General features: G+C 67.4%; 23 protein-coding genes. 18 read left to right on the top strand and 5 right to left on the bottom strand.

The window, feature by feature from the left end; genetic code table 11:
- Positions 1-31: 31 nt before the first annotated feature.
- The 6 genes from LRX77_RS10115 to LRX77_RS10090 all read left to right on the top strand — a co-directional run bounded on the left by LRX77_RS10115 (position 32) and on the right by LRX77_RS10090 (position 4977).
- Complete coding sequence (locus LRX77_RS10115) at positions 32-553, top strand: hypothetical protein (protein WP_231832776.1); 522 nt, start codon at positions 32-34, stop codon at positions 551-553.
- Between the two features lie 129 nt (positions 554-682).
- Positions 683-1609 (top strand): ABC transporter ATP-binding protein, encoded by a 927-nt coding sequence (locus LRX77_RS10110; protein WP_231832775.1) that lies wholly within the window; start codon positions 683-685, stop codon positions 1607-1609.
- Positions 1606-2562, top strand: a complete 957-nt coding sequence (locus LRX77_RS10105) for an ABC transporter permease subunit (protein WP_231832774.1) — start codon at positions 1606-1608, stop codon at positions 2560-2562. Before LRX77_RS10110 ends, LRX77_RS10105 begins: the two co-directional genes overlap by 4 nt.
- Before the next feature lie 644 nt (positions 2563-3206).
- The gene (locus LRX77_RS10100) at positions 3207-3821 is read left to right on the top strand and encodes a hypothetical protein (RefSeq protein ID WP_231832773.1); all 615 of its coding nucleotides are present in this window, start codon (positions 3207-3209) and stop codon (positions 3819-3821) included.
- Between the two features lie 11 nt (positions 3822-3832).
- A complete protein-coding gene (locus LRX77_RS10095; RefSeq protein WP_231832772.1) occupies positions 3833-4162 on the top strand; it encodes a hypothetical protein in 330 nt (109 codons plus the stop codon).
- Between the two features lie 107 nt (positions 4163-4269).
- Complete coding sequence (locus tag LRX77_RS10090) at positions 4270-4977, top strand: DJ-1/PfpI family protein (protein WP_231832771.1); 708 nt, start codon at positions 4270-4272, stop codon at positions 4975-4977.
- A gap of 77 nt (positions 4978-5054) precedes the next feature.
- Here LRX77_RS10090 and LRX77_RS10085 read toward each other — a convergent pair whose 3' ends face one another.
- A complete protein-coding gene (locus tag LRX77_RS10085; protein ID WP_231832770.1) occupies positions 5055-5339 on the bottom strand; it encodes an acyl-CoA carboxylase epsilon subunit in 285 nt (94 codons plus the stop codon).
- The gene (locus LRX77_RS10080) at positions 5336-6913 is read right to left on the bottom strand and encodes an acyl-CoA carboxylase subunit beta (protein WP_231832788.1); all 1578 of its coding nucleotides are present in this window, start codon (positions 6911-6913) and stop codon (positions 5336-5338) included. The genes LRX77_RS10085 and LRX77_RS10080 overlap by 4 nt, the downstream gene beginning before the upstream one ends.
- Positions 6914-7327: 414 nt before the next feature.
- Here LRX77_RS10080 and LRX77_RS10075 point away from each other — a divergent pair, with 414 nt between their 5' ends.
- Genes LRX77_RS10075 through LRX77_RS10055 form a run of 5 tightly spaced genes read left to right on the top strand, consistent with a single transcriptional unit; the run spans position 7328 to position 11824 of the window.
- Entirely contained in the window at positions 7328-8143 is an 816-nt protein-coding gene (locus tag LRX77_RS10075; protein ID WP_231832769.1) for a biotin--[acetyl-CoA-carboxylase] ligase, read from the top strand.
- Between the two features lie 10 nt (positions 8144-8153).
- A complete protein-coding gene (locus LRX77_RS10070; RefSeq protein WP_231832768.1) occupies positions 8154-8828 on the top strand; it encodes a PH domain-containing protein in 675 nt (224 codons plus the stop codon).
- Positions 8825-9985 (top strand): 5-(carboxyamino)imidazole ribonucleotide synthase, encoded by a 1161-nt coding sequence (locus LRX77_RS10065; RefSeq protein WP_231832767.1) that lies wholly within the window; start codon positions 8825-8827, stop codon positions 9983-9985. The genes LRX77_RS10070 and LRX77_RS10065 overlap by 4 nt, the downstream gene beginning before the upstream one ends.
- 11 nt (positions 9986-9996) lie before the next feature.
- Positions 9997-10500, top strand: a complete 504-nt coding sequence (purE, locus tag LRX77_RS10060) for a 5-(carboxyamino)imidazole ribonucleotide mutase (protein ID WP_231832766.1) — start codon at positions 9997-9999, stop codon at positions 10498-10500.
- A 1-nt stretch (position 10501) separates the two neighbouring features.
- Positions 10502-11824, top strand: a complete 1323-nt coding sequence (locus tag LRX77_RS10055; RefSeq protein ID WP_231832765.1) for an LCP family glycopolymer transferase — start codon at positions 10502-10504, stop codon at positions 11822-11824.
- Between the two features lie 95 nt (positions 11825-11919).
- Here LRX77_RS10055 and LRX77_RS10050 read toward each other — a convergent pair whose 3' ends face one another.
- The gene (locus tag LRX77_RS10050) at positions 11920-13056 is read right to left on the bottom strand and encodes a glycosyltransferase (RefSeq protein WP_231832764.1); all 1137 of its coding nucleotides are present in this window, start codon (positions 13054-13056) and stop codon (positions 11920-11922) included.
- 64 nt (positions 13057-13120) lie between these two features.
- Complete coding sequence (galE, locus tag LRX77_RS10045) at positions 13121-14104, bottom strand: UDP-glucose 4-epimerase GalE (RefSeq protein ID WP_231832763.1); 984 nt, start codon at positions 14102-14104, stop codon at positions 13121-13123.
- A 196-nt stretch (positions 14105-14300) separates the two neighbouring features.
- Here galE and LRX77_RS10040 point away from each other — a divergent pair, with 196 nt between their 5' ends.
- From LRX77_RS10040 to LRX77_RS10030, 3 genes are read left to right on the top strand one after another with little or no spacing between them, the layout of a single operon-like run.
- Complete coding sequence (locus LRX77_RS10040) at positions 14301-14618, top strand: WhiB family transcriptional regulator (protein WP_231832762.1); 318 nt, start codon at positions 14301-14303, stop codon at positions 14616-14618.
- A 16-nt stretch (positions 14619-14634) separates the two neighbouring features.
- Positions 14635-17445, top strand: coding sequence for a glycosyltransferase family 2 protein (locus LRX77_RS10035; protein WP_231832761.1), 2811 nt, complete (start codon positions 14635-14637; stop codon positions 17443-17445).
- Positions 17438-18946 (top strand): DUF5719 family protein, encoded by a 1509-nt coding sequence (locus LRX77_RS10030; protein ID WP_231832760.1) that lies wholly within the window; start codon positions 17438-17440, stop codon positions 18944-18946. The genes LRX77_RS10035 and LRX77_RS10030 overlap by 8 nt, the downstream gene beginning before the upstream one ends.
- A 9-nt stretch (positions 18947-18955) precedes the next feature.
- Here LRX77_RS10030 and LRX77_RS10025 read toward each other — a convergent pair whose 3' ends face one another.
- Positions 18956-19372: a hypothetical protein gene (locus LRX77_RS10025; RefSeq protein WP_231832759.1), complete on the bottom strand. Its 417-nt coding sequence runs from the start codon at positions 19370-19372 to the stop codon at positions 18956-18958.
- Positions 19373-19444: 72 nt separating this feature from the next.
- On the opposite strand from LRX77_RS10025, the gene ahcY reads away from it, so the two are divergent.
- Genes ahcY through LRX77_RS10005 form a run of 4 tightly spaced genes read left to right on the top strand, consistent with a single transcriptional unit; the run spans position 19445 to position 24836 of the window.
- Positions 19445-20917 (top strand): adenosylhomocysteinase, encoded by a 1473-nt coding sequence (gene ahcY, locus LRX77_RS10020; RefSeq protein WP_231832758.1) that lies wholly within the window; start codon positions 19445-19447, stop codon positions 20915-20917.
- A gap of 3 nt (positions 20918-20920) precedes the next feature.
- Positions 20921-21598: an MtrAB system response regulator MtrA gene (mtrA, locus tag LRX77_RS10015; protein ID WP_231832757.1), complete on the top strand. Its 678-nt coding sequence runs from the start codon at positions 20921-20923 to the stop codon at positions 21596-21598.
- Positions 21599-21600: 2 nt separating this feature from the next.
- A complete protein-coding gene (mtrB, locus tag LRX77_RS10010) occupies positions 21601-23130 on the top strand; it encodes an MtrAB system histidine kinase MtrB (protein WP_231832756.1) in 1530 nt (509 codons plus the stop codon).
- Positions 23130-24836 (top strand): GerMN domain-containing protein, encoded by a 1707-nt coding sequence (locus LRX77_RS10005; RefSeq protein WP_231832755.1) that lies wholly within the window; start codon positions 23130-23132, stop codon positions 24834-24836. Before mtrB ends, LRX77_RS10005 begins: the two co-directional genes overlap by 1 nt.
- Positions 24837-24879: the final 43 nt, after the last annotated feature.

Below are 24879 nucleotides of genomic sequence, written 5' to 3'. Positions count from 1 at the left end.
GGTGAGATGAGCGGCAGGTAGTCTGAGCCGCATGGTTCTCCAACGTCTGATGGCTCGTCTGCAGCCCGTGCTCACGGTGCTGCTGCCGCTCTGGCTCTTCTTCGTCGGCGGCTTTCGTGCACAGAGCGGCTGGCAGGTGCTTGCGCTCGGCATCGGCGCACCGGTGCTGTTCGTCGCGCTGATCGTGCTGGCGCTGCTGATCTTTCTGCGCCCGGGGCGCACACCGAGGCTCTTCGACTGGGTCGACGTCGTGGTGGTGCTCGTCGTCGACGTGCTGGTGATCGTGGCGTCGATGCTGGGCGACCTCGCCTGGCTCAGCTTTCTGGGGCTGGCCGTCGCGGCGGTCGGGGCGATCGCCCTCTCCGGCTGGCGGCTCGTGCAGGCCGGCAGACAGTCGGTGCGGCACATGCACGAGCAGTTCCAGCCGCGCACCGAGATCTCGGCAGAGACCATCGACGGTGGTGAGTACACCGTGATCGAGGTCGAGGAGTCGGGCCCGGACGCCAACGATCGCGTCGATGAATCGGATCGTTCCGGCGATTCCCGCGCCTGAGTCATTTGGCGCTGAACGGCACTCCGCTAACCTAGTGGTGTATTTCGTGTGGTGTCGCGTCGACCGGCGCAGGCATCCCACGATTCGTGACCGACACCATCTGCTCATTCGATGACAGGAGCACCTCCGATGATCGAGGCCCGCGACCTCAGCAAGCGGTATGGCAGCAAGACCGCTGTCGACCATGTCACCTTTCGCGTGGAGCCCGGCCGGGTGACCGGGTTCCTCGGGCCGAACGGCGCCGGCAAGTCGACGACGATGCGGCTGGCGCTCGGCCTCGACCGCCCGACCACCGGCGCGGTGACGGTTAACGGCCGCCGCTACGCCGACCAGCACGCGCCGCTGCACGAGGTCGGCGCCCTGCTCGATGCCACGGCCGTGCATCGCGGGCGCTCCGCACGATCACATCTGCGCGCGCTGGCGGCGACGCACGGCATCCCCGACGCACGTGTCGACGAGGTCATCGCGATGGCCGGGCTCGAATCGGTCGCCGACAAGCGTTCCGGCGGCTTCTCCCTCGGTATGGGTCAGCGGCTCGGCATAGCGGCCGCGCTGCTCGGCGACCCTGACACGCTCATTCTCGACGAACCGGTCAACGGTCTCGACCCAGACGGGGTGGTATGGGTGCGGCAGCTGCTGCGCTACGAGGCATCGAAGGGCAAGACGGTGCTCGTCTCGAGCCACCTGATGGCCGAGATGGCGCAGACCGCCGACCATCTGATCGTGCTCGGGCGCGGGCGGGTGCTGGCCGACACGTCGCTGCAGGAGTTCATCGCCCACGCCGGGCGCAGCTGCGTGCGAGTGCGATCGCCGCAGAGCGCCGCACTCGCCGCCGAGCTGCAGCGCATGGGCGGGGCGGTGACACCGAGCGCTGACGGGTCGCTGTCGGTCACCGGGCTCGATGCCGCGGTGATCGGTCAGGCGGCTGCCGACACACATGCGGTGCTGCATGAACTGCACACTGTCGAGGCCTCGCTCGAGCAGGCCTACCTCGAACTCACTGAGAACGCCGTGCAGTACAACGCCGGCAGCTTGCCCGAAGGAGCCCACGCATGACCGCACAGCCTCCCACCTCTGCGCAGCCGCCGACGCCCGCTCCTGCGACTCGGCGTGCTGCCGCAGCAGCGCTCCGCAATGACGGGCTTGGCCAGGTCAGACTGAGGTTCGGCGGTGTGCTGCGTTCTGAATGGATCAAACTGTGGAGCGTGCGATCGACCTGGTGGACGCTCGCGATTCTGGTCGCCGTCGGATTCGGCCTGGCGCTGCTGGTCGGTTTCGCCATCGCCTCGCTGGCGCAGCAGACCGAAGCAGCCGGTGCCGGGGCCGGCGAGGTGCTGATGCAGGGAGACGCCGATCTGCAGACGGTGCAGATGCTGCAGTTCGCTGCCTCTGGCATCGGTGCCGCCGCGCTGGTCGCGAGCGTCTTCGGGGTGCTGAACATCACCGCTGAGTATTCCGGCGGGTCGATCACCACCTCGATGCTTGCGGTGCCCAGACGCTGGCCGGTGCTGCTGGCCAAAGCCGTCGTCATCGGCGGGGTGCTGGCCGTGCTCGGCTTCGTCACCATGGCGTTGAGTGCGATCGCGGTCTCGCTGCTGCTGGCCGGTCAGCTGCCCGGTCAGCATCCGTTCAGCTCGCAGATGCTGCTCGTCAGCGGGGGAGCCGCGGCCTACCTGGGGGCTCTCGGCATCATCTCGGTGCACATCGGGTCGATTGTGCGTTCGACGGCTGCTGGCATCGCGATCGTGGTGGGGCTGCTGATGATCGTGCCGACAGTGCTCTCGATCGTGAGCGGCTTCGACATCTCGTGGGCCCTGACCGTCAACGACTGGCTGCCCGGTGCGGCAGGCAGTGCGCTGACGACCCTGCCGATGGATGCTCCCGAAGGGCTGGACACCAGTGGCGCGCGTGACCAGATGGTCGCCTGGCAGGGCGGTGTGAGCCTTGCCGCCTGGGCGCTGGTGACCGGCGCACTGTCATGGGTGCTGACCCTGCGGCGAGATGTGTGAGCGTTCAGTAGATCGTCGACGCGACAGTCCGTTTGGCGCGGGCGTTGTCGACAACGGAGATTCGCGGCTCGGGGAGGGCCCGTCCTTGGACGACGTGATCGCCCGCGTACACTCAGATCGTGCACTCCGAATGGCTCAGCCTGCGACGGCCGTTTCAACCGCGAGGTCTGCCGAATTGGCTGCACGATGCACTGTTGGCAGTCGCCTGCGTTCTTCTGGTCGTGTGGATCGGGCTGTCGCCCGGGAGTCGGATGAACTCAACCGTGCTCGGCGTCGCACTGCTCGTCGGCGCGCTGGCACAGCGTTTTCGGCGTCTGCAACGATGGCAGCAGCAGATGTCCTACCTGATGCCAGTGGCACTCTGCACGGCGCTGCTGCTTCCGCCAGCGAGCCGGCCAGCTGATGTGTGGATGACAGCCTGCGGCACCCTGCTCTGCTGGCAAGCCGGTGTGCGCGCGACGCAGCTCTTCGAGCGGCTGCGAGGGCCGCGGATTGCATTGCTGCGTGAAGCATGGAGGCACGACTGCCTGGTTGCTGTGCAATCATCGCCGAGATTCAACATTCGCTCCCTGCTCGGTGGCATCCCTGGGTCGACAGCTGGTTCTGTACCGAGAGATGTCGCTCACAGGCTGCAGCGGCCGGCCATGGCACAGATACTGGTCTGGAGTCTTCTCGGTATCGGCATCGTCTTCTTCGGGCTGTTCTGTCTGCTCGCATGCATCTCGCTGACGATGAACGGCGTCGATGCGTCCAGCCTCTGGATGGTCGTCGAGACCGCACTCGGTGCCTGGGGATTCTTGCAGCTCGGTCTGTTGCACGGCTACGAGGCGACTCGACTGATCGGTCTCTACACGACACGCCGGCAGCACGAGCGCTTCGCAGCTTTCGCAGAGGCGAACGGGCTGGAATACTGGCCTGAGCGATTGCCTGGGCTCGGTCGCGTGCCGAAGTATGTGCGCAGGTTTCTCGGGCGACGACCGCAACAGTTCGTTGTCGCGGACGTTCTCGGCGGCAACGGCGACCCGGTCAACGCCACCAGCGGTAAATTCGGTGGGATCATCGACATTGAGAGCCCGAACGACCTTCCCAACATCGTGCTTCGGCACACGGGCAGACGCCTGCCCGGCATCTCGAACAAGGCCAGCATCGACAGCAGCCAACGGCTCCGCCTCGAAGGCGACTTCGACCGCTACTTTCATCTGTACTGCCCCCCCACGGCCACGAACGCGACGCACTCTACCTCTTCACCCCCGATGTGATGCAGGCGTTCATGCGCCTGAACGCTCCGGTTGACATCGAACTGCGCGATCGGCGCATTCTCATCCGCACGTGGCGCAGCCTCGTCACGTGGAATCCCGCTGACTGGTTTCGAATCGCTCACATTCTGCACACGGTGATCACCAGTATCGACAGGTGGGATCGGTGGCGTGACACCAGTCATGATGTGGCGTCGAGCGAACGATTGAGACTCACCGGCCGCGCATCCTCAGCACGCCGCCTGAGTCTGAAGCCGGGGCTCGGCAGCGTGCTTGCCTGGACCAATCTCGTCATCTTGGGCGTGGGCCTCGCCACCATCGTCGCGTTGTTGAGCCAACGCTGAGCGGTTCTGAGCGCCCGGCTGCGCCGAGACGCCTGCATGATGCCGTCGCAGACCATCGAGCGTCGCCTCAACTTGTGCATCATGCCGGGCCAGAGCATCATCGACACATGACCGACGAACACACCGAATCACGGCATCCCCTCATCATCACGGCGCTGCTCTTTCCCGAGATCACCCAGCTCGATCTGACGGGGCCCGCCGAGGTGTTCGCACAGGTGCCGGGTGTGCGCATGCAGTACGTCTGGCACATGCTCGACCCGGTGCCCACCAGCTCAGGGCTTGCCATGCTGCCGACCGTGCGTTTCGACGACGCCGCACCGGCTGACGTCGTTCTGGTGCCAGGCGGGCAGGGGGCTTTCGATCTGCTCGAAGACGAGATCGCGCTCACATTCCTGCGGCAGCAGGCCGAGCACGCCCGGTGGGTCACCTCGGTGTGCACGGGCGCCTTCGCGCTGGCTCAGGCCGGGCTGCTCGATGGCAGGCGCGCGACCACGCACTGGGCCAGCCGACCGCTGCTGAGACGCTACCCCGGCATCCGCGTGACCGACGATCGCGTGACCGTCGACGGCAACCGCATCACCGCAGGCGGCGTCACGTCAGGCATCGACTTCGCGCTGACCCTCGTCGCAAGGCTGTGCGACGAGCAGACGGCCCGAGACATCGCGCTCAAGCTCGAGTACGACCCGCACCCGCCGTTCGACGCGGGCACCCCGGCCACGCATTCACCCGAACAGGTCGCTGCGATTCTCGCGGCAAACGAACGTGTTCGAGGCCCGCTGGTCGAGCAGGCTCTGCAGCGCATCGCAGCGCGCTGACCGCACTCGCAGGGGGGGCGCAAGGCCGACGGACGCGCGGGGAACATCCACCGCGCCCTGCAGCACCTCAGCGACGCTCAGTAGAGCTGGCGATCGCGTCGAGCGGAGCGCTGCTTCTCTCGCCACGACGGCTCTGGCTCGTGCTGCTCGAGGGCGCGCTTGCGCTGCTCGCGATGCCGCTCGCGCTCGGCCAGGCTCAGGGCCGATGCGATCGCCGAGAGATCCTCGGGTGTCGGCGAGCCGGAGACGACCTGCAGCTGCTCGAGATACTCCTGCGGGCTGTGCGCCTCAGGCTCGTCAGCGGGGATGCTGGGCTCGAGCCCGCCCGCACCGGTGACGTCGGTGTACTGGTCGCGGATCACAGCGGGATGTTCCCGTGCTTCTTGGACGGCCTGTTGTCGCGCTTGGTGCGCAGGGTGCGCAGGGCCTTGGTGATCTCGACTCGCGTGGCCGCCGGTTCGATGACGCCGTCGAGCTCGCCGCGTTCGGCTGCGAGGAACGGACTTGCGACGTTGTACGTGTACTCGTTGGCCAGGCGTGTGCGCACGGCTTCGACGTCTTCTCCGCGCTCTTCTGCCTCTTTGAGCTCATGGCGATAGAGAATGTTGACCGCGCCTTGGCCGCCCATCACGGCGATCTCGGCCGTGGGCCAGGCGAGGTTGAGATCGGCGCCCATCGACTTCGACCCCATCACGATGTATGCGCCGCCGTAGGCTTTGCGAGTGATCACGGTCACCACTGGCACGGTGGCGTCGGCATAGGCATAGAGCAGCTTCGCTCCGCGGCGAATCACCCCGTTCCACTCCTGGTCGGTGCCGGGCAGGTAGCCGGGCACGTCGACCAGCGTGACGATCGGGATCGAGAAGGCGTCGCAGAACCGCACGAAGCGGGCGGCTTTCTCGCCGGCGTCGATGTTGAGCGTGCCGGCCATCGCGGCTGGCTGGTTGGCGATGACGCCGACCGTGTGCCCCTCGACGCGGCCGAACCCGATCACGATGTTCGGGGCGAAGAGCGCCTGCACCTCGAGGAACTCGCCGTCGTCGACGATGGTCTTGATGACGGTCTTCATGTCGTACGGCTGGTTGGTTGAATCGGGGATCAGCTGGTTGAGCCGGCGGTCGACGTCGGTGATCTCGAGCTGTGTGTTCGACGCGTAGGCAGGAGCGTCATTGAGGTTGTTGTCGGGCAGGTAGCTCAGCAGCGTGCGGGCGTAGTCGAGCGCGTCGTCTTCATCCTGCGCCAGGTAGTGCGAGACGCCGGAGGTCTTGTTGTGCGTGAGCGCACCGCCGAGCTCGTCGAAGCTGACCTCTTCGCCGGTGACGGTCTTGATGACGTCTGGGCCGGTGACGAACATGTGGCTGGTCTTGTCGGCCATGATCACGAAGTCGGTCAGCGCGGGGGAGTAGACCGCACCGCCGGCGGCCGGGCCGAGCACGATCGAGATCTGCGGGATCACGCCGCTCGACTTGGTGTTCAGCCGGAAGATCTCGCCGTACTTCGAGAGTGCGGTGACCCCTTCTTGGATGCGGGCGCCGCCCGAATCGAGGATGCCGATGATCGGAATGCCCGTCTTGAGCGCGAGCTGCATGATGCGCACGATCTTCTCGCCGGCGACCTCTCCGAGCGATCCGCCGAAGACGGTGAAGTCCTGGCTGTAGACGGCGACCTGGCGGCCGTGGATCGTGCCCGTGCCGACGACGACGGAGTCACCGTAGGGGCGCTTGCCCTCCATGCCGAAGGCATGTGTGCGGTGCCGCACGTAGGAGTCGATCTCGACGAACGATCCGTCGTCGAGCAGTTCGTGCACGCGCTCGCGGGCGGTCTTCTTGCCGCGCTTGTGCTGCTTCTGTGCAGCGGTCTTGCTGGGCTCGACGACTGCTTCGCGGTAGCGATCAGTGAGGTCGGCGATGCGTTCTGCAGTGGTGGACGGAACCACCGTGTCCGTGTTCTCGGACGTGTTCGCGCTCGGGTTGGCGCTGGAATTCACTGTCACAGAGGTCTCCTCGATGTCGATCGCAGACGAGTCTACCGGCGTGGTATGCCCGTTCTGCTGTAGTGATCACGCAAGACGACGGGGGGCGAATTGTACGATCTGCACACCGACGTGGTGGTGCCTGTGCGGCCCTGTCACTTTCCCGCTGCCGGGTTGCTGCTGATCGTCCCATGGGAATTCTTCCTGGCACGAATCGAGTCATGGCAAGTTTCATGTTTGGATGCTCTGAGGCAGCATTTGCGGCGGGTGGATGCTTTGACGCGGTCTTGCGGGGCGGTGGATGCTGTGGTTCGTCCCGGGGATGGGCCGCGGCCGCTCGGGTGAGCCCGCAATCGGCGGGCTCCGTATGATCGAAGCATGGATTTTCCCCTGAGCGGCGCCGAGTTGCCCAACCTCATCGCTCTCGATCACGTCGAGTCGACGAACAGCGTGCTCTCAGACCTGATCCGCACGCAATGGGCTGACGGGCAGCTCACCGAGGCCTTCACGGCTGTCGCCACGCTCGATCAGCGCGGTGGCCGCGGCCGTCTCAACCGCGTCTGGCAGGCACCCCGAGGCTCGGCGCTCGCCGTCTCGATCGCCTTCGTCGTTCCGGCAGCCGATGTCGACCTGCTCCCGTGGCTGCCTCTGATCTGCGGAGCAGCCGCCCAGCAGGCCATGCAGCAGCTGGGCGTGCACGCCGGGGTCAAATGGCCCAACGACCTGCTGGTCGAGGGGCGCAAGGTCTGTGGCATCCTGAGCGAACTCGTCTCGACCGCGCCCCGCCCGGGGCAGCAGGTGCCAACCGATCTTCCGGTCTTGGTCGGTTTCGGCATCAACCTGGTGCAGACCGCTGCAGACTTCGAGGCGCAGGGGCTCGACCCTGAAACCGTCACCTCGCTCGCGCGTGAAGGGGCTGCCGTCGCCGGCGACGTCATGCTGCAGCATCTGCTCGTGCGACTCAAAGATCTCTGGGCGCGGGCGCTGCGACACGACGCCTCGGTGTTCGACGCCGTGCGCGACGCCTGTGTCACCATCGGTCAGCGGGTGCGCGTGATGCTCCCGGGCGGCGGCGACCTGGTCGGAGTGGCAACCGGCCTCGACGCCGGCGGCCGACTCCTGGTCGAGTCCGACGGCACCACTCACGCGCTGTCGGTGGGCGACGTGATCCATGTGCGTCCTGCGGCGCGCTAAGGTTCTTGGCATGACGTTCGGCACGCACCCCGCAGACGCGCCCCGCTCGTGGCCGCAGCCCGCGGGCGGCGACGAGATGGCATCCGCACACACCCCCGACCGCGATGCGACCCTCGACGGCGATCGCGACGGGCGCGAGATTCGACTGCGCGCGCGCGCGACCCGGCTGATCCTGCCGGTGCTGCTGCTCTGGGCGGCAGCCTGGGCGGTGCCTCAGCATTGGGGTGCCGCAGGGGCCGGCATGCGCTGGGTGCTCGCAGTCGTCGCGCTTGTGATCGTCGTGCTCCTGATCAGTGCGTGGACGTCGTGGCGGAGCCGCGCCTGCCGACTCACCGATGAGACGGTGGCCATGACCGAGGGTGTGCTGCGGCGACACCTGCGGCAGATGCCGCTGGACACGATCTCGTCGGTCGAGATGCATCAGTCCCTCTCGCAGCGGTTCTGGGGCAGCGGAGACATCCGGCTGGTCGCAGGCGACCAGTTCTCGCTCGTGCTCAAGTCGATGCCCGATCCGACCAGTCTGCGGGAGGCCATTCTCGAGCGCTCGGCGCAGGCCCGCGCTCGGCGCGACCGCTACCGGCTCGCTGCGATCACAACGCAGCCCATGCAGCCACCGACGTCCCCCGGCGCCGGCCCTCGATTCGCGATTGCGCCCCCCAGCGCAGAGAGGTTCCCCCAGTCATGACATTTCGTGTCGGAGTCATCGGAGCCGGCCAACTGGCCCGCATGCTCACCCCCGTGGCCGTCAATCTCGACATCGAGCTGAAGGTCTTCGCCGAGGCCGAAGGCGCGTCGGCGAAGCTCGCGACGACAATGGTCGGCGACTGCACCGACGCCGAACAGGTGCTCGAGTTCGCCCGTGGTGTCGACGTGATCACCTTCGACCACGAACACGTTCCCCAGTCGGTTCTGCAGCGGCTCGTCGAGGCTGGCGTCGCTGTGCGCCCGGGCCCGCAGGCGCTGCGCTTCGCGCAAGACAAAATCGAGATGCGCCAGAAGGTCGCCGAACTCGGGCTGGGGCAGCCGGAGTGGGTGCGGGCGACCACCGCCGACGCTGTGCAGGCGTTCATCGACGGGCATGGCGGTCGCGCGATCGTGAAGACGCCGCGTGGCGGCTATGACGGTCACGGCGTGCGTCTGGTCACCTCGAGCCGCGAGGTCGCCGACTGGCTGGCCCCTGAGGTGCTCGACCAGATCGGCGGAGCACTGCTGGTCGAAGAAGCCGTCGACTTTCGGCGTGAGCTCTCGCAGCAGGTGGCGCGGCGCCCCTCGGGCGAGATGCGCGCCTGGGCGCTGGCCGCCAGCGAACAGGTCGACGGTGTCTGCGCCGAAGTCATCGCCCCGGCGCCCGACGCCACCGACGACGTGGTCGAGCAGGCCCGCCACATCGCGGTCACGATCGCCGAGGCAATCGAGGTGACCGGTGCTCTCGCCGTCGAGCTCTTCGAGACGAACGACGGTCGTGTGCTGGTGAACGAGTTGGCGATGCGCCCGCACAACTCCGGCCACTGGAGCATGGACGGCGCCGTCACGGGGCAGTTCGAACAGCACCTGCGTGCGGTGCTCGACCTGCCGCTGGGCGATCCCGAGGCTCGGCAGCCGGTGACCGTGATGGTCAACGTGCTGGGCGGCCACGACGGCGTCGACCATGAGCGGGCACTCTCCCGAGCGCTGGCAGAGGTGCCGCAGGCCAAAGTGCACTGGTACGGCAAGTCGTACCGGCCTGGCCGCAAGATGGGTCACGTCAACGTGACCGGGTTCGACCTGGTCGAGACGAGGGATGCCGCCCGCGCCGCCGCTCGCGCGCTCGGCTCCGAGGTCGTTGACAGCCTCTCCGTGTAGTCTGGGGTGTCATGACAGCTGTGAACCCCAAAGTCGCCATTGTGATGGGATCCGACTCCGACTGGCCGGTCATGTCGAAGGCGGTCGAGGCGCTTGACCGCTTCGGCATCGCGCACGAGGTCGAAGTGGTCTCTGCGCATCGCACCCCGCGTCGGCTGATGGAGTTCGGCTCGGCTGCGTCCGGCCGTGGTCTGCGGGTCATCATCGCGGGCGCCGGCGGCGCTGCACATCTGCCCGGCATGCTCGCCGCGGTGACCGAGCTGCCCGTCATCGGAGTCCCGGTGCCGCTGGCGAAGCTGGACGGTCTCGATTCGCTGCTCTCGATCGTGCAGATGCCTGCGGGCATCCCGGTGGCCACTGTCGCCATCGGCAATGCGTTCAACGCCGGGCTGCTGGCCGTGCGCATCCTCGGCGCCTCTGACGTCGCCCTGCGCGACCAGCTGCACGACTACGCCGTGGAACTCGAAGAGCTGGTCGAGCAGAAGAACGCCCGACTGCAGCGCTCACTCGGCTGAGATGACCTACCAGACCCCACTGCGCACCCCGAACCAGACCGATGAGCCGCTGATGCGGCGTCGCGCCTGGTGGCTCGTCGTGCTCAACTTTCTGCTGCCGGGCACCCCGCAGCTGCTGACCGGCAATCGACGGCTCGGCCGCATCGGCTTCGGAGCATGGCTGATCATGGTCGTCGGCGCGATCGGTGCGCTGATCTGGTCGAAGAGCGACCTCGCCGGCTTCACCTCCACGGCGCTCAACGTCTGGACGCTGACTGCGCTTCAGGTGGTCATCGTCGCCTGGGTGCTGCTCTGGGCTCTGCTCACCGTCGACACCTTTCGCACGGCCAAGATCGGTCGCGTGCGGCCGGGTGCACGTGCGGCGTTGAGCCTCGTCACCGTCGTCGGTCTGGCCGCGGCGCTCTTCGGCGCCTACGGGGCCGTGCAGTACATCGGCTCGGCGCGGTCGCTCTTCGACGACCTGTTCACGGGGCAGGGGCAGCTCGAAGAGGTCGACGGCCGATACAATTTCCTGCTGCTCGGCGCTGACTCGGGCGAAGGGCGCGAGGGCATGCGCCCCGACTCGATCTCGGTCGTGAGCGTCGACGCGAAGACGGGGCAGGCGGCGATCATCGGCATCCCGCGCGACCTGCATCCGGTGCGACTGCCAGATGGGTCTCCGCTGAAGGGGGTCTACCCGCGGTCGTGGAAGGCCAACGGCGGTTACACCTACGCCACACAGGTCAAAACGGGGCTGTACCCCGACATCCACGATGACACCGGCTTTCAACAGGGCATCCAGGCGATGAAAGACATCGCATCGGGCGTCACGGGGCTTCGCATTCCCTACTACGTGATGATCGACATGAACGGTTTCTCGAAGATGGTCGACGCGCTCGGCGGTGTCGACATCGACGTCACCGAGCATCTCGACTTCGTCGACGGCAGCGACACCCACCACGTCTACCACGGCTCGGTCGAGGCCGGCCGCCAGCACATGAACGGCGAGACGGCGCTCTGGTACGCGCGCAGCCGGAAGACGACCAGCGACTGGGATCGCATGCGTCGTCAACGGCAGGTGCAAGAGGCGTTGATCCAGCAGTTCACCCCGCAGACGCTGCTCACGAACTTTCAGCAGATCGCCGAGGCGAGCCCCGACTTCGTGAACACCGACGCCCCGCGCAATTCCATCGGCGCGCTGGTCGCGCTGGCCGACAAGTCGCGCAAGCAGCCGATCAACAGCCTGGAGCTGGTACCGCCCGATTTCCCCGAGTCGAATCTCGACTGGTCGAAGGTGGATGCCGCAGTGGCCGACGTGATCGCCCGGTCGCGCGGCGAGAACTGAGGCGTCGGCCCGAGGCACGGTGCGGAGTCGAGACCGACCTGCCCCGCGCCGCCCGACGACCGCGCGGCCGATCATGGCGACGGGCCTGAGACAGATCAGGTGAGACTTCGGTGCAGAGCCCAGATGGCCCGCGCCGAATCCTCCCAAGTGAACGAGCGGGCGCGGTCTGCGCCTTCCTGGCCGAGACGCTTGACGGCCTCTTTGTCAGTCACGACGGTGCGCATCGCAGCCGCCATGCCGTCGACCAACGACGAACCCTCCAGCGGCACCCCGAGACCGGCGCCTCCGGTGACCTCGAGCAGCGACTCGGACTCGGGGTAGATGACCGGGGTGCGAGCCACCATCGCGTCGAACAGGGGCAGTCCGAGGGCGTCTGCATCACCGAGATAGACCAGCGCGTTCGCCCGTGTGTTGAGCACGGCGAGAGCCTCGTCGTCGACTTCACCGAGCAGCCGCACCTGATCGGCGTTGAGGCCGGAGTCGGCGATGATTCGCGACGCCGGCGTCTGACCGGGATCCTGGCGGCCGATGAGCAGCAGCGGCTCATCGATCTGTGCCTGCGCATAGGCGGCCAGCAGCAGACGCAGACTGGCCGGTCGTTCACTGGCGAATGCGATCAGAAACCGATCTGGGTATCCGAGCTCTCTGGCCCGCCCGGCAACCGAGCCACGGGCGACGAGATGTCGCGACGGAGAGACCGGCACGACCTGCACACGGTCACCCATGCGGGTGTTCTGATCGACCAGATGCGCCAGCTCGTGATGCGTCACCACGATCGCGTCGGCGTATCGTTCGGTCAGTTTCAGCAGGCGGCCGATGCGCATGCGCTCACGGCGTGAGAGTGTTTCGGGAGCCGTCCAGATCGCACCGGAGTGCAGGGTCACGACGGTCTGCACACCGGGCTCGAGCAGACGGTTGTGCGAGAAGAACGGGGCCAGCATCGTCGGCGAGTGCGTCGTGCCATCGCTGAGCAGCCTGGGCGGAATGCCCATGTTCCAGGCGAGCGCGAGCTGGCTGCTGCTGGCCGGCAGGCGGATGAGCCGGTCGAGGCCCGGGAGCTGGGCCTCGAGTCTGCTGATGAGCTGCTGCGGGTGCGAGGCGATGACGCCGGTGACCGAGTCGCCGTTCTCTGCGGTGCGAATGAGCGCGCGCGTGATCTCGGTGGTGTATCGGGTCACTCCGCTGGGGTCGGCATCGAAGAGATTGTCGATGACCACGCGAAGCTGCGTCATCTGTCCTCCTGTGCGATCATCGCATGTGTTGTCGGTGAATGTGGGATGCGGCGCGGGCCAGGCCTCAGGCCTCGCTGGCTGGGTGGTCCACGAGCCAGGCCTGCCAGGCGCTCGTCACGATATCAGACAGGTCGTGGCTGGCGTGCCAGCCCAGCACCTGGTTCACTCGCGAGCTGTCGGCGATGAGCTGCGGCGGATCGCCGGCTCGGCGGCCGCGCACCTCGGGCGCCAGATCGCTCTCGGTGACCTTCAGGATCTCATCGACCACCTGGCGCACGCTGAAGCCGCTGCCGGTGCCGATGTTGAAGGTCGATTCAGGGCGGTCGTCGCGCTTGAGGTAGGCGAGTGCAGCCAGATGGGCGTCGGCGAGATCGTAGACGTGAATGTAATCGCGCACGCAGGTGCCATCAGGGGTGGGGTAGTCGTCGCCGAAGATGAGCGGAGCCTTGCCCTGTGCGATGCGGTCGAACACCATGGGCACGAGGTTCAGGACGGCTGGATCGCCGAGGTCGTCCCAGCCGGATCCGGCGACGTTGAAGTAACGCAGTTTGGCGACGTGGATGCCATGGGCACGAGCGACGGCGTCGATCAGCCACTCGCCGGCGAACTTGGTCTGGCCGTAGGGGTTGATCGGTCGGCAGACGACGTCTTCGGGCACGACGGCCACGTCGGGCTCGCCGTAGACGGCGGCCGATGACGAGAAGACGATGTTCTGCGCGTCGGCGTCGACCATGGCCTGCAGCACGTTGTTCAGCCCGTCGAGATTCTGACGGTAGTACCAGAGTGGGCGCTCCACTGATTCGCCGACCTGCTTCTTCGCGGCGAAGTGGACGACGGAGTCGATCTGCTCGTCGCGCATGATGTCGGCGAGGCGCTCGTTCGCCCCGGCTGCCGAGATGTCGAACTGATGCAGCGTGGCGTCACCGACTCGATCGGCGGCCCCGGTCGTCAGATCATCGACGACCACGACGTGCTCGTCGCGTTCCTGCAGCAGGCGCACGACATGTGCGCCGATGTATCCGGCACCGCCGGTAATCAGAGTTCCCATAGGAGCCAACTATACCGACTGGCGTCTCGCCGACGCGGAGCAGAGGGTCTGGCGCCGTCTCGAGGATGCGACGTCGACGGCTGCCTGTCGGCGGGCCGGGATTCGATACGGCCCGACTTGACTCGGAGGAATTACACGGGTGTAATTAGACAGGTCGAATTGCCTACACACCATCTGCACAGAAGGAGGCACCTGCATGGCCGAGCAGCATCTCAGCGCGGTGCCTGACGACTGGTTCGACGATCCCATTCTGCGCGGCGTGGCCGGTTATACGGGCTTCGACCGTGAAGAGGGTGTGCTCGAGTGGCAGTCCGAGGCGCTGTGTGCGCAGACCGACCCCGAGGCGTTCTTTCCCGAGAAGGGCGGCTCGACCCGCGATGCCAAGCGCATCTGCTCTTCCTGTGAGGTTCGCGCTCAGTGCCTTGAGTATGCTCTTCAGAATGATGAGCGATTCGGTATCTGGGGTGGTCTGAGTGAACGTGAGCGCAGAAAGCTCAGAAGGCGTGCAGTCTGAAAGGCAGCAGCCCTAGATGAGCGCACGCATTTTCGCCGTCGTCGTGGTGCACAATGGTGCGTCACAGCTCGCTGACACGCTCACGGGTCTGCGCCAGCAGACGCTGCGGGCGCCGGTCATCGTCGTCGACACGGCATCCACCGACGATTCCGCAGCCGTCGCCCGGGCCGGCGGAGTCAACTACATCGTTCGCACCGGATCCGACACCTCGTTCGGCGCTGCGGTCGGCAACGCCGTCGACGCCGTCATCCCCGACCTGCAGGACGACGACTGGCTCTGGCTGCTGCACGACGACAGCACCCCTGAGCCCACGGCACTCGCCCAGCTGCTCTCCGAGCACGACCGCTCGCCGAGCGCGCTGCTGCTCGGACCGAAACTGATCGATGCAGATCGTCCCGATCACCTCGACGAGTTCGGTCTCACCATGACGACCCGAGGCGAGAAGGTCAGCCCCGCTGCGGGCGAGCTCGACCAGGCGCAGTTCGACACGCAGTCCGACGTGCTCGCAGTGGGCACCGCCGGCATGCTCGTCCAAGGCGGACTCTGGAAGCGCCTCGGCGGCCTCGACACCAACCTGGCCTTCAGCGATGACGGGCTCGACCTCGGCATCCGCGCACGCTTGGCCGGAGCCCGCGTCGTTACGGTGCCGTCGGCCCGCGTGGCGCATCATCGTCTCAGCGAACGCAGCAGCACGCCTGCCGCCAGAACGCGCCGGCCGAAGTATCGTCAGGTTCGCTGGGCCCAGCTGTACCGTCGCCTCAGCTACACGAGCGGGACGAGTGCCGTGTTCCTGTGGCTGGCGCTGCCCTTCATCGCGTTCGGGCGAACGCTGCAGCATCTCTTCGACAAGCGTCCCGCGCTGATCGCAGGAGAGTGGGCGGCCACGGTCACCGCCATGTTCAGCCGCGGGCGTGTCGCTGCTCATCGCCGACGCATCGCTGATACCTCGGTCGCACCGTGGTCGGCCATTGAACCGCTGCTGCTCTCAGCAGGCAGTGTGAACCGGCTGCGTGCTGATCAGCGCGAAGAGGCCCTCTTCATCGACGGCGACGTCGACGATGATGACACTGTGCCGTTCTGGCGGTCGAAGGCACCCCTGGCCGCGCTCGCCCTGTGGGCGTTCAACGTGCTGCTGCTGTGGCGCCTGATCGCCGCCGGCGAGGTCTCTGGAGGGGCCGTCGAGCCGCTGCGGCCTGACTGGTGGGCGAGCTTCGTCTCGCTGTTCTCGCTGCAGCATTTCGGCGCCGTCGACACCGGCCTGGTGACCGATCCGAACTCCGCCCTGTGGACGCTGCTCTCTGTGCTCACGTTCTGGCATCCGTCGACGGCGATCGTCATCCTGCTGCTCACGGCGATGCCGCTCGCCTTCGTCTCCGGGTGGTATCTGATGCGGGCGCTCTCGAAGACGTCGTGGGTGCGTATCGTCGGCGGCATCGTCTGGGCGCTGGCTCCGGTGTTCGTGCAGGCCCTGGTCTCGGGAGATCTGTCGCCGATGGTCTTTCACATCGTGCTGCCGATGGCCATCGGCTCTCTGCTCGCCGTGGCCCGCCCCGGAAACGGGCGCGAGCGGTCGATCGGTCGTGCCGCAGCCGCCGGTCTCTGGCTCGCGCTGCTGAGCGCATGCTCGCCGATCGGCTGGCTCGTCGTGCTGGTGGGCATCATCGTCTGGTCGGTCTTCGCACGCCGCCTGCTGCGGTCGCTCTGGGCTGTGGTGATCCCCAGCCTCGCGGTCTGGGCGGGTCCGGTGCGTGACGCGTTCGTGACCCACGACTGGCTGGGCCTTCTCTCGATCGGCGGCTCGCTGCCCTCGAGCGGTCGTGGCGAGCCGCTTGACCTGCTGCTGCCCGGCTCCGCTCCCTGGCTCTGGCAGACCCTGGTCCCAGCCCTCGACGGGCACCCGCTGGTCGCGCAGGGCGTTGCCGCGATCTCGGCGGCTGTGCTCATCGCCATCGCTCTGGTGGGTCTCTTCACTCACCGCTGGGGGCGCATTCTCACCGGGCTCGTGCTGTTCGTGGCGACCGGTGCGCTGGCCGTCGTGTTCTCAGGCCTCACTTCGACCCGAGTCTTCGGCCTGCCGAGCACCTGGGACGCGGCCCCGCTGCTCTCCGTGGCGATGCTGTTCCTGCTGGTGGCGATCTCCGGCACATTCATCGGTGCGCGGGCCGGTCTCGCAAAGACGGCGGCAGCCGTCGCCATCTGCGGCGTCGCAGCGGGTATCGCCGCTCCGGTCGCACTGACGATCAGCCAGGGCGGTGCCGTCGGGGCGGTGACGAACACCGCACCCGCACTGGTCCAGGCCGAAGAGCGCAACGCCCCCGGCGGTCGTGTGCTCGAGATCGTCGCGAACCCCGATGGATCATTCGACGCGACGACGACGCCGTCGGCCTTCTTCGGCACCCTGCAGGGCAGGCACCGTCAGATGATCAGTGCGCGAAGCCTCGACGACGGCCGGCAGCAGGTCGAGTCGACCGTGTCGAATCTGGCAAGCTACAGCGGCTACGATCCCACAGACGCGCTGAACCAGATGGGCGCTCGTTTCGTGCTGCTGCGCGCCGCCGAATCCGGCGTCTCGACCGATCGTGTGAGCTCGGTGCTCGACGCCAACACCGCCCTCGAACCCGCAGGGCGCAGCGACATCGGTCAGCTGTGGCGCGTCACCGGCTCGGCCGCCGTGACGGCGTCCGGGCCGAGCGTCTGGTGGCTCGTCGTGCCGCAGGCGATCGTGCTGCTGCTCTTCCTCGCGCTGAGCCTGCCGACGGGCCGACTGCGCGACGCCGAGACGTCGTCGGCACTCTCGCTGCTGGAAGGAGACGTCGACGATGTCTGATGCAGCATCCGAACGCACGAACACGATGACGTCAGAGACTCGCAGCGCCCAGCGCGACGAGCAGCCGAACGGCGGGCAGCAGTCCGGCGGCGTGCGCCGGGCTGCCCGCCATGCCACACGGTGGCTGCTGACCGTCGTCGTCGTGGTCGCCCTGGCCGCCGGAGGGTGGGCACTGACCACGCTGACCACGCCCGAAGTCGACCTCAGCCGTCAGGCGAGCACCGTCGTTCCGGCTTCGGTCGAGAGTACCCGCGTCTGCCCGGTCGGGTTCCGCACCGGCGGCTCCATGACGTCGGTGGATGCCGGAGACGCGGTGGGCAGCGGATCGATCGCTGCGATCTCTGACTCCGATCTCACGGTGCAGGGCATCGGCCAGCCCAGTCCCGCGCCGTTCGGCACCGCCGGTCGGGTCGCCACGCGTGACGGCGTCTCGGCCAGCACCGTGGTGCGCACCAGCACCGATCATCAGTCCGAGCTGGGCGTGCTCAGCGGCGCCAGAATCGACGACGGTCAGACCAGGGGAACGGTGCTGGCAGGGTGCACCAGCCCGACGTTCGACAGCTGGATCGGCGGTGGTTCGCAGCAGGTGGGGCGCTCCACGTCGGTGCGTCTCGTCAATCCCAGCTCGCTCGCCTCGACGGTGACGCTCACGGTCTTCACCGGCGAAGGGCAGCTGCTGACGACCACCGGCCAGCTGAACATCGAAGCCGGCAGCGAACGCGTGCTGCCGATCTCGGCCGTCACCACCACCGATCAGCAGATCTTCGTGCGTGTGCAGGCGGTGCGAGCACCAGTCGCCGCCTTCCTGCAGCAGTCGACCGCACGCGGTCTCGAAGCCGGCGGCCTCGACGTGCAGGCGCCGGGCGCTCAACCTGCGACGCAGCAGAGCATCACCGGAGTGCACATCGCAGGCAGTGCCGATCGTGCCGGTCTCGCGGGCGAGAGCGGCTGGGAAGACACGCAGCCGGTGCTTCGCCTGCTCTCGCCAGACGAAGGCACCGTCGCGCACGTGACCGTGAGCGGCGCCGCCTCGCGCACGTTCGACGTCTCGCTGACGCAGGGCGTCGTCGTGGACTCGCCGCTCGGCGACCTGCCCGACGGCGACTACCAGATCTCAGTCGTGGCCGACGCCGCGATCGTGGGCGCAGCTCGTGTGACCTCGGGCGCACGCGATCAGGCCGACTTCACCTGGTTGCAGAGCGCCGACGCCGTGACCGCCCCGCTGTCGTTCGCCGTGCCGTCGACTCCGGCCAAGCTGGCGCTGCAGGTCAGCGGCACACCGTCGACGACGGTGTCTGTGCAGGTCGACGGCGCGTCACGCGACGTTCAGCTCGACGACAGCGGTATCGGCACGCTGGACGTCTCAGCAGGACAGTCCGTCGAGGTTCGACCGACGCAGGCCGTGCATCTCGCGGTGGCGACCAGCGGTGGCGACGGCATCGCGGCGACCGCTCTGGCCGGCGTCGAGGCCGCTGGCGCGGTCGACGTGCTGGCGCGCTGACGTCGGCTGCTATATCTGGTGGCCGTGCATCTCCCACGGCTGGCGCCCGGTGAGCTCCGCGAAGGCCGAGAGCACGCAGTACTCGATCGTCATCTGGCGCTGCACCTCGTCGGCGTCCTCCATCTCGGCGCCGAGCGTCAGAGGCAGGCGATGGAGCACGATGGTGCGTTGACGCTGATCGACCGTCCAGCGAGGATCGTGCCCGTCTCGCATCTGATTCGGCATGTCAGAGAGCAGCACCGTCACATCGTCGAGTTCGGGCGCCCAGTTCGCCTTGACATACGAGCTCGTGGCGGTGATGCGATCGATGAGGGCCTGTCGTCGAGAGCCGAGCGCCTGCAGGTACGGGCCGCCGACACGGCTGCGCAGACGACGGTGCCGTGACCGGTGCCCGGATCGTGACGGGTGAGACGAAGACGCTGACATGGCTCCAGTGTAGAGGTGAGCGCACCGACTACAGTTGGAGCAGTCCGTCGATACTGCAAGGAGCACTGCCCAATGAGCGAGACCCACGAGCCCTTCGACTACCAGATTCGCGATCTGGCGCTCGCCGAGGCCGGCCGACATCAGATCCGCCTGGCCGAGTACGAGATGCCAGGGCTGATGTCGCTGCGCGAACAGTACGCCGGGCAGCAGCCGCTGAAGGGTGCTCGCATTGCCGGGTCGCTGCATATGACGGTGCAGACCGCAGTGCTCATCGAGACGTTGGTCGCGCTCGGCGCACAGGTTCGCTGGAGCTCGTGCAACATATTCTCGACGCAGGACGAAGCCGCAGCCGCGGTCGTGGTCGGCCCCGACGGCACCCTCGACGAGCCGGCAGGGGTGCCGGTCTTCGCGTGGAAGGGCGAGACGGTCGACGAGTACTGGCAGCTGCTGGCCCGGGTCTTCGACTGGTCTCGTGAGGCCGAGCAGCAGGAGGCCGACTGGATCGGCCCGAACCTGATCCTGGACGACGGGGCGGACGCCACCGGCTTCGTGCACCTCGGGTTCCAGGCCGAGCAGGATGCATCTGCGCGGCCTTCGCATGAGCTCGGCCATGAAGAGACGGCCATGTGGGCGGTCGTCGACGCGCTGCTGTCGGAGCGACCCGGCTGGTTCACCCGGGTCATCCACGACATCACGGGATCATCCGAAGAGACGACGACCGGCGTGCACCGGCTGGCGCACATGGCTCGTGACGGCGAACTCCAGTTCTCGGCCATCAACGTCAACGACTCGGTCACCAAGAGCAAGTTCGACAACAAGTACGGCATTCGCCACTCGCTGCCAGACGGCATCAACCGCGGCACCGACACGCTGATCGGCGGCAAGGTCGTGTTCGTCGCCGGCTACGGCGACACCGGCAAGGGTGCTGCCGAGGCGATGCGCGGTCAGGGCGCCCGCGTGATCGTCTCAGAGGTCGACCCCATCTGCGCCCTGCAGGCGGCGATGGACGGCTTCCAGGTCGCCAGACTCGACGACGTCGCCCACGAGGTCGACATCGTGGTGACCGCCACCGGCGACCTTGGCGTCGTCACCGTCGATCAGCTGCTCAAGCTCAAGAACCACGCCATCGTCGGCAACGTGGGGCACTTCGACAACGAGATCGACATGGCCGGGCTCGAACGCCTGCCGGGCGCCAGCAAGGTGAACATCAAGCCGCAGGTCGACGAATGGCACCTGCCGAACGGCCACAGCATCCTGGTGCTCAGCGAGGGCCGCCTGCTGAACCTCGGCAACGCGACCGGGCATCCCAGTTTCGTCATGAGTGCCTCGTTCACCAATCAGGTGCTCGCTCAGATCGAGCTCCACACCAATCTCGAGGCCTACCCGATCGGCCTGCACCGACTGCCCAAGGCACTCGACGAGCACGTGGCGCGAGTGCATCTCGCCGCTCTCGGCGTCGAGCTCACCACACTGACGCCGGCGCAGGCCGACTATCTCGGGGTGCCCGTCGACGGCCCGTACAAGCCTGACCACTATCGGTACTGACCTATGGCGCATCGCATTCTCGCCGTCGACGACGACCCCGATCTCCTGGAGATGATCGAGATCGTGCTGCGTGGGCGGGGCTGGTCGGTCGACACGGCGAAAGACGGACCAACAGCCGTGCAGACCTGCCGCGACCGGCATCCTGATCTCGTGCTGCTCGACGTGATGCTGCCCGGCTTCGACGGCGTCGAGGTGGCGCGGCGCATCCGCGCAGAATCCGACGTGCCGATCGTCATGCTGACGGCGCGCACCGACACCACCGACGTGGTCGCCGGGCTCGCAGCCGGCGCCGACGACTATGTGTCCAAACCGTTCTCGCCGCAGGAGCTCGTCGCGCGCATCGAGGCACGCCTTCGCCGGCTGCCCGGCGACGTCGCCTCGGTGCTGCGTCTCGGCGCGCTCACGATCGACACCGCCGCCCATCAGGTCACCAAGAACGGCGAGATCGTGCGGCTCACCCCGCTCGAGTTCGATCTCCTGGCCGCCCTTGCCCGGCAGCCGGGCGTTGTCGTCAGCCGTGATCAGCTGTTGGAAGAGGTCTGGGGGTATCACTACAAAGCCGACACCAGGCTGGTGAACGTGCACGTGCAGCGGCTGCGCGCCAAGATCGAAGACGACCCGGAGAACCCCGAGTACGTGCTCACCGTGCGCGGCATCGGGTACATCGCCGGAGAAGACTGATCGTGGCGGCCAGTCTGCTGCGGGTGCCGGCCAGACGCCTGATGCAGTGGCTGCGACGCTCGCTGACGGCTCGAGCGCTCGTGGTCTCGCTGGTGCTCAGCACGCTGACCGCGTTGCTCGTGTTCGGGCTCATCTCGCTGCGCATCTCGACCGAGCTGTTCAAATCGCGCAGCGAGACGGTGATCGGACTCAGCCAGTCGGCGATCGAGGACGTGCGATCGATCGGCCTCGGGTCGACGGCGCAGGATGAACAGTCTCTGCAGACGCTGAAGGTGTCGATGCTGCGCAGCGCCGAGTCGCTCGCCCTCTCTCAGCAGGTCGCGCTGCTGCAGACTGAGTCGGGCGAACGGCCGGTGCTGAACAGCCCCGACCTGATCAGCGCCTCGCTGAACGCGCAGAGCATTCCCGCATCGCTGCGCGAACAGGTGCAGGCCAACCCCGACACGATCTTCTGGCAGTCGGCCACGGGCGCCGGTGGAGAGCCGGCCATCGTGGTCGGCGGGTCGTTCAGCGTACCGCTCGCCGGCGAGCACGAGATCTACATCGAGAACTCCCTGGCGCCCGAGCAGCAGACGCTGGAGTTCGTGCAGCTGATGCTGCTGATCGCCGCGCTCGTGCTGGTGCTGATGACCGGAGCCATCGCCGTCATCGTCACGTCGTTGATCCTGCGACCGATCCGCCGCACCGTCCAGGTCTCGAGCCGCCTGGCACAGGGCGACCTCGGGCAGCGCCTGCCGCAGACCGGCGCCGCCGAGGCCGTCGCGCTGGGTCGCTCGTTCAATAAGATGGCCGACTCGCTCGAACGCCAGATTCTCGAGCTGCGTCGACTCTCGACGCTGCAGCGGCGCTTTGTCTCAGACGTCTCGCACGAGCTGCGCACGCCGATCACGACGATCAGCCTGGCGGCAGACGTCATCTATGCCAAGCGCGGCGAGCTGCAGGGGGCGACGCGGCGTTCGGCCGAGATTCTGAACACCCAGGTGCAGCGCTTCGAACGTCTGCTCGGCGAGCTGCTCGAGACCAGCCGTCTCGACGCCGGCGTCGTCGCGCTCGACCGCTCCGAGGTCGACCTGGTCGCTCTGGTGCGCAGCGTCGTCACCGACTGCGAGGCGCTCTCGCAACGTCAGGGCAGCTCCATCACGGTGACGGCTCCAGACGGCGCCGTGCCGGCATCCGTCGACAGCGTGCGCGTCGGGCGAGCCGTGCGCAACCTGCTCTCCAACGCGCTGGAGCACGGCGCGGGCTCGCCCATCGAGGTGACCGTCGATCGGCCGAGCGGCGTCGTGCCGGCCGTCGGGCGCATCCGCGTCGTCGACCACGGTCGAGGCATCTCGGCCGACGACCTGCCGCACGTCTTCGACCGGTTCTGGCGGGCCGACGCCTCGCGCCAGCGCACCCTCGGCGGCACCGGGCTGGGGCTGTCGATCACCCGCGAAGACATGCAGCTGCACGGTGGCAGCGTGTCGGCGGCGTCTGAGCTGGGGCGGGGTGCGACGTTCACGATCACGCTGCCACTCGAAGAGGAGAGCTGATGACGAGAGGGTCGAAACGGGCGCTCGCCGGGCTGCTCGCCGCCGTGCTGCTGCCGGTCGGTCTGGTGCTCGGCGGATGCGTCCGGCTGCCCGACTCCGGGGTGCCTCAGCGGGTGGTCGACAGCGGGGGCAGCACGAACAGCAGCGGCTACGTCGTCAACGCCTCCGGGCCGGCCGATGGGGCGAGCCCGACCGAGATCATCAACGGGTTCATTCTGGCATCGGCCGACACCCGCGGCAGCCACTCAGTCGCCCGAGAGTTTCTGACCGACGGGCTCGCAGCCAGCTGGCAGCCGGACGCACAGGTGCAGGTGCTCGACAGCATGCCCGACCTCGACGATCATGACGTCGGCCACGTCGCTGCCACGGGGGCGCTGCAGGCCACGGTCGACGCCGTCGGCGTCTACCGCGACCAGACTTCCCGTCTGAACCAGGAGTACTCGCTCGTCCAGGTCAACGGGCAGTGGCGCATCAGCGCCGCACCCGACGGCGTGCTGATGACGCGAGCGAGCTTCGACCTGGTCTTCCGACCGGCTCGACTGGCCTACCTCTCGACCGCCGGCGACACACTCGTGCCCGACGTGCGCTGGTTCCAGGCCGGTGATCAGACGGCCACGAGACTGGTGAAAGCCTTTCTCGCCGGCCCGGTGCCCACGGTGCAGGCCGGCGCGCAGCAGTTGATCAGCAGCGATCTGCATCTGGCGGTGGAGGCCGTGGGGGTGAGCAGCGGAGTCGCCTCGATCTCGTTGAGCGGCGAATTCCTCTCGCTCGACGAGCTGCACCAGCGTCAGGTGAAGACCCTGCTGGTGCGCTCGCTCGAGCAGGTCGACGACATCCAAGAGGTCAGTCTGACGGTCAACAACCTGCGCATCGACCTGCCCACGATTCCGACTGCCGATATGGATTTTCCTCATGCCCAGAACGGCGTGGTGCTCGGCGCAGAGGGTGAGAGCCTGCAGGCCATGGACGGCCAGAGCTGGCAGTCGGTCGATCCACTGCCCTCTGAACTGCAGCCGATTCGCTCGGCGCTCACCGACACGCCGGTCAGTGCCCTGAGCGTCGCACGCGGGCGACTCGCGGCCGGCGCCGCAGACGGCATGCACTACATGGGCGGCGACCAGACCCCGCATGTGCTGACCGGAACGACATCGGGCATCGCGTCGATCGACGTCGTCGGCACCGCATGGACGCTGCGCGACGGCCAGATCGTCTGGGTCGACGCAGACAGCGGAGTCTCGAACCCTATGCCGCTGCCCGCTGAAGCAGCTGGCGCTGGTGCTGTGGTCGCCGCTGCCGTGGCGCCGGACGGTGCCCGAATCGGGGTGGCTGTTGCCGAAGGGCAGAACGTCCGTCTGCTGGCGTTCGGGGTGCATCGTGATGCAGCCGGGCATCCGGCCGAGCTCACCGCGGCGACCGAGGTCGGTCGAACGTCAGGAGCGGTGACCGCCCTCACCTGGAATGCCGACGATCAGGTCGCGGCGGCACTGGCGCCGACGACTGCGACGGGGGAGAGCACCATCGTCGTTCGCTCGCTGAGCGGCAGCGGCTCTCAGACCACGGTGCACGGGCGCGTCACACAGCTCGTTGGTGCGCCTCACGACGGCCAACTGCGTGCGGTGAGCGACGGTCGACTCTTCGCTGTGCAGAGCGGCAGCGTGACCGAACTCGGGGTGCGAGTCTCTGCACTGACCACCATCTGGCACTGACTTCTGCACAACGGCGTCGCATCATGGCCCGACGGGCCGGTCG

This window comes from Pseudoclavibacter sp. 13-3 (genome assembly GCF_021168475.1).
Classification (GTDB): Bacteria; Actinomycetota; Actinomycetes; order Actinomycetales; family Microbacteriaceae; genus Pseudoclavibacter_A.
This window is presented reverse-complemented; position numbering and strand designations above follow the sequence as displayed.

Bases quoted from the DNA above. Each gene is read 5' to 3' on its own strand.
- LRX77_RS10115 (WP_231832776.1), top strand. From the start codon at position 32: ATGGTTCTCCAACGTCTGATGGCTCGTCTGCAGCCCGTGCTCACGGTG.
- LRX77_RS10110 (WP_231832775.1), top strand. From the start codon at position 683: ATGATCGAGGCCCGCGACCTCAGCAAGCGGTATGGCAGCAAGACCGCT.
- LRX77_RS10105 (WP_231832774.1), top strand. From the start codon at position 1,606: ATGACCGCACAGCCTCCCACCTCTGCGCAGCCGCCGACGCCCGCTCCT.
- LRX77_RS10100 (WP_231832773.1), top strand. From the start codon at position 3,207: ATGGCACAGATACTGGTCTGGAGTCTTCTCGGTATCGGCATCGTCTTC.
- LRX77_RS10095 (WP_231832772.1), top strand. From the start codon at position 3,833: ATGCGCCTGAACGCTCCGGTTGACATCGAACTGCGCGATCGGCGCATT.
- LRX77_RS10090 (WP_231832771.1), top strand. From the start codon at position 4,270: ATGACCGACGAACACACCGAATCACGGCATCCCCTCATCATCACGGCG.
- LRX77_RS10075 (WP_231832769.1), top strand. From the start codon at position 7,328: ATGGATTTTCCCCTGAGCGGCGCCGAGTTGCCCAACCTCATCGCTCTC.
- LRX77_RS10070 (WP_231832768.1), top strand. From the start codon at position 8,154: ATGACGTTCGGCACGCACCCCGCAGACGCGCCCCGCTCGTGGCCGCAG.
- LRX77_RS10065 (WP_231832767.1), top strand. From the start codon at position 8,825: ATGACATTTCGTGTCGGAGTCATCGGAGCCGGCCAACTGGCCCGCATG.
- purE (WP_231832766.1), top strand. From the start codon at position 9,997: ATGACAGCTGTGAACCCCAAAGTCGCCATTGTGATGGGATCCGACTCC.
- LRX77_RS10055 (WP_231832765.1), top strand. From the start codon at position 10,502: ATGACCTACCAGACCCCACTGCGCACCCCGAACCAGACCGATGAGCCG.
- LRX77_RS10050 (WP_231832764.1), bottom strand. From the start codon at position 13,056: ATGACGCAGCTTCGCGTGGTCATCGACAATCTCTTCGATGCCGACCCC.
- galE (WP_231832763.1), bottom strand. From the start codon at position 14,104: ATGGGAACTCTGATTACCGGCGGTGCCGGATACATCGGCGCACATGTC.
- LRX77_RS10040 (WP_231832762.1), top strand. From the start codon at position 14,301: ATGGCCGAGCAGCATCTCAGCGCGGTGCCTGACGACTGGTTCGACGAT.
- LRX77_RS10035 (WP_231832761.1), top strand. From the start codon at position 14,635: ATGAGCGCACGCATTTTCGCCGTCGTCGTGGTGCACAATGGTGCGTCA.
- LRX77_RS10030 (WP_231832760.1), top strand. From the start codon at position 17,438: ATGTCTGATGCAGCATCCGAACGCACGAACACGATGACGTCAGAGACT.
- LRX77_RS10025 (WP_231832759.1), bottom strand. From the start codon at position 19,372: ATGTCAGCGTCTTCGTCTCACCCGTCACGATCCGGGCACCGGTCACGG.
- ahcY (WP_231832758.1), top strand. From the start codon at position 19,445: ATGAGCGAGACCCACGAGCCCTTCGACTACCAGATTCGCGATCTGGCG.
- mtrA (WP_231832757.1), top strand. From the start codon at position 20,921: ATGGCGCATCGCATTCTCGCCGTCGACGACGACCCCGATCTCCTGGAG.
- LRX77_RS10005 (WP_231832755.1), top strand. From the start codon at position 23,130: ATGACGAGAGGGTCGAAACGGGCGCTCGCCGGGCTGCTCGCCGCCGTG.